The sequence below is a fragment of the Methylovulum psychrotolerans genome (assembly GCF_002923755.1).
Taxonomy (GTDB): domain Bacteria; phylum Pseudomonadota; class Gammaproteobacteria; order Methylococcales; family Methylomonadaceae; genus Methylovulum; species Methylovulum psychrotolerans.
The window spans coordinates 1-2,870 of the sequence record NZ_PGFZ01000051.1 but is presented as its reverse complement, the minus strand read 5'-3'; the positions used below and the strand labels follow the sequence as shown (position 1 = coordinate 2,870).

Here is a 2,870-nt window from a genome sequence, read left to right as displayed (position 1 = left end):
CGCAAAGCCGTTAGTTTTCCCTCGCAAAGCCGTTAGTTTTCCCTCGCAAAGCCGTTAGTTTTCCCTCGCAAAGCCGTGTTTATTTTTGTTCGGTTTTGCAATCAGTTTTCTTTGCTTTTTTGATCGTTTCTTTTTTGATAATCGAGCGTTTTTGGCTTGGAGAATGGTTAATATCGGCTTTTATGCTGTCTTCTTGTACTTCATAATCCCTTAAAAATTGTGCGTCTTTCATTACCTTGTGGGCTTTTATGATGGTTGTTTTTTTGTTCTTTCCGCTAATACCCGTGATGTTAGCGAGAGTTTCTATTTTATGGGCTGTTGGATTTGTATGGCTTGAATAATAGGCATGTAGAGATTTGGCAGTAGGATTTCGCCCTAGAGATTGACGTATCTCTAGGCTTAATTTTGAAAACATTCCAAAATCGAATAAGGCCGCGAATTTTGGGTTGATGATTAGCTCGTAATTCATAGTCGCTTCATCCCGAAAACCACCTTCTATTAAGCCACCAAAATATTTTTTACCGTGATCAGTTATATCGACTGTACCTCCGCGTAAACGTACCAGAACATCATGTAAACGGGTATGGTTGCTTCCTCCTGTCGGTAAACCTAGAGATTTCAGTAGGTAATAGGCGGAAAACTTGATAGGTGTCCCTAAGGGAAAAGGTTGAGCTATTTTTAGAAGCTCTAAATATACATCAAGATCTGATTGGTCAAATTGCTGACCAGTAAAAACTATTTTTAATCCAGATACACAGAAGATGTCTTCTTTGTTAAGAAAGCGACGGTTTTCTTTTTGGTGTGTGCTTAATACGGGAAATAGTGAGGAACGAAAAACGGCATTAGGTGCGGCTCTATATTCTTCTCCCCAGAAACTTAGTTGTAAATTTTCATTATTTTCTGGATCTTTTTCTTCTTTTGGAGGTTCTGTTTGTTGTTTGAGTGCTTGTCTTGCCAGCATTGATGCCCCAATTGAAGCTAGGGAATCTTGAAGGCTTGGGGATAGGTTTTGGGCGTGTTCTCGGATGGATTCGCGGAACAAGGGGAGTACCGCTTCACGGGCTTTGTCGAAATCCTCACGTTCACTGCCAGATAAAGGATTTTTTTCATCGTTCATTTTTTAGTTCTCCTCCTTAACTATAGCCCGAATCCTTACGGTCGGGCGAAATTACCTGAAATGAAGTAAAAGCGGGCTGTTGAGTTACTTAATTCCTCTTTTTTCTTCCCAAGAGTCAAGGGCTTCGCGTAAAAGCTCTATCAGCTTTAGGTCTGCTTCAGCGGCTCTTTGCCGAAAGCGGCGGCGGAAATTTGAATCCACTTTGAAATTAAGAGGGGAAGTTGATGGGACGGATGAAGGTGTCTCTGGATGCCGTCCTATTGCATCGCTTGCAGCAGTTGCCGTACCTTTAACTGCCACAAGGGAAGCTGATAAATCAGCAGTTTTCTTTTTAACCATTTTTCTTTCCTTTGTTTTATCTTGTTTTAGGTTTATCTTGTTTTCTTTTTTTATGGTTTTCTGCTATTCGTTCTTTAACGAAACTCCATAATTCTACAATTTCGGCGGCACTGCGCCCTCTTGGATCAATTTCAAGAACTGAACGCCCGTCAATCATTGAACCGGCGAAATCAACGCGGTCATGGATAATTGATGGGGCAACAACACCGTGTGTCGAAAGTACGGCCATCGCCTGAACCGTAAGGCGACTATTTGGTTTAGCTTGCGTGACTACGAAACCAAATGGGCGGCTAGTTTCGTTGGCAAGCTCAACTGTGCGTCCAATAGCCCGTAAGTCGTGTGGACTAGGGCGAGTTGGGATGAGAACAAAATCGGCCAGTTTGACGACAGCACGAATTGATTCCGTAATGGCTGGAGGGGTATCAATAAATGCGTAAGCGTAACCAGCCGCTTCCAAAGATTTCAATATAGAAGAAAGCTCTTTAAGGGTTGCAGGGGCAAATGCCGGAGTATCTTCTTTGCGTCCGTTCCACCAAGCAGCAAGCGAGGCTTGCGGATCAGTATCAATTAGGACACAGGGGCTATCACCGGCTTTTTCGGCGGCGATAGCAAGATGGGCTGTAAGGGTGGTTTTTCCTGCGCCCCCTTTTTGACTGGCTAGAACGATTGTTTGCATAGTATTTTCTTCTTTTCGTGCTTTCTTGCTTTAAGTATAGCACTAAAGCAAGTTTTTTATTTAACAAAATATCTATATAGCACAAATGCTTAAACATCGAAACAAATCTTTTACAGTGTATTGTCGATATCCTTTTGGTCCTGGTCACTCGTTAGCTATTCAACAAGGATTAGCTCACATGCTTTCCATAACTTTTTGGGGGAAAACGGCTTGCATTCAAGGCTATTGCATACTGTAGTACGCAGTGATATAAATTGAAGGGAATAAGTCCGTGACAGATGCAGCAAAGCCAAAGCAGGTGGTTGTTTATGCCAGGGATAACGGGAAAGAGCCTTTTACCGAATGGCTTTATGGCTTGCGGGATGTCATGGGGCGGAAACGTATCCTTGCCCGCGTTTCCCGCCTGCAACAGGGCAACTATGGGGATTGTGAGCCAGTTGGGGAAGGAGTCAGCGAACTGCGGCTATTTTTCGGTTCCGGCTACAGGGTTTATTTCGGGGAACGGGATAACCATATCGTCGTCCTGCTGTGTGGCGGCGACAAGGGTAGCCAAAACCAAGACATTGAACAGGCCAAGGCCTATTGGAAGGAGTATCTAAGCCATGAGCAGATATAGAACGATTGGTGAGGTTGAAGAAGAATACCTCCGCAATCATCCTGACGAGATGGACGATTACATTACTGTCCTCTTTGATGAATATGCCGAGAGCGGCGACACCGCTTCCCTGATGGCTTCTT

The 2,870-nt window shown here is 43.8% G+C and carries 4 protein-coding genes; 1 reads left to right on the top strand and 3 read right to left on the bottom strand.

Translation table 11 applies throughout. The annotated features are described in order from the left end of the window. Positions 1-79: 79 nt before the first annotated feature. From trfA to AADEFJLK_RS23375, 3 genes are all read right to left on the bottom strand, one after another. On the bottom strand, positions 80-1,117 hold the full coding sequence (gene trfA / locus AADEFJLK_RS23385) for a plasmid replication initiator TrfA (protein WP_103976008.1): 1,038 nt from the start codon (positions 1,115-1,117) through the stop codon (positions 80-82). A gap of 84 nt (positions 1,118-1,201) precedes the next feature. Next, positions 1,202-1,456, bottom strand: a complete 255-nt coding sequence (locus AADEFJLK_RS23380) for a hypothetical protein (RefSeq protein ID WP_103976007.1) — start codon at positions 1,454-1,456, stop codon at positions 1,202-1,204. 16 nt (positions 1,457-1,472) lie between these two features. Then, on the bottom strand, positions 1,473-2,132 hold the full coding sequence (locus AADEFJLK_RS23375; protein ID WP_103976006.1) for a ParA family protein: 660 nt from the start codon (positions 2,130-2,132) through the stop codon (positions 1,473-1,475). 271 nt (positions 2,133-2,403) lie between these two features. Between AADEFJLK_RS23375 and AADEFJLK_RS23370 the strand changes: the two genes are divergently transcribed. Next, a complete protein-coding gene (locus AADEFJLK_RS23370; RefSeq protein ID WP_103976005.1) occupies positions 2,404-2,748 on the top strand; it encodes a type II toxin-antitoxin system RelE/ParE family toxin in 345 nt (114 codons plus the stop codon). Positions 2,749-2,870: the final 122 nt, after the last annotated feature.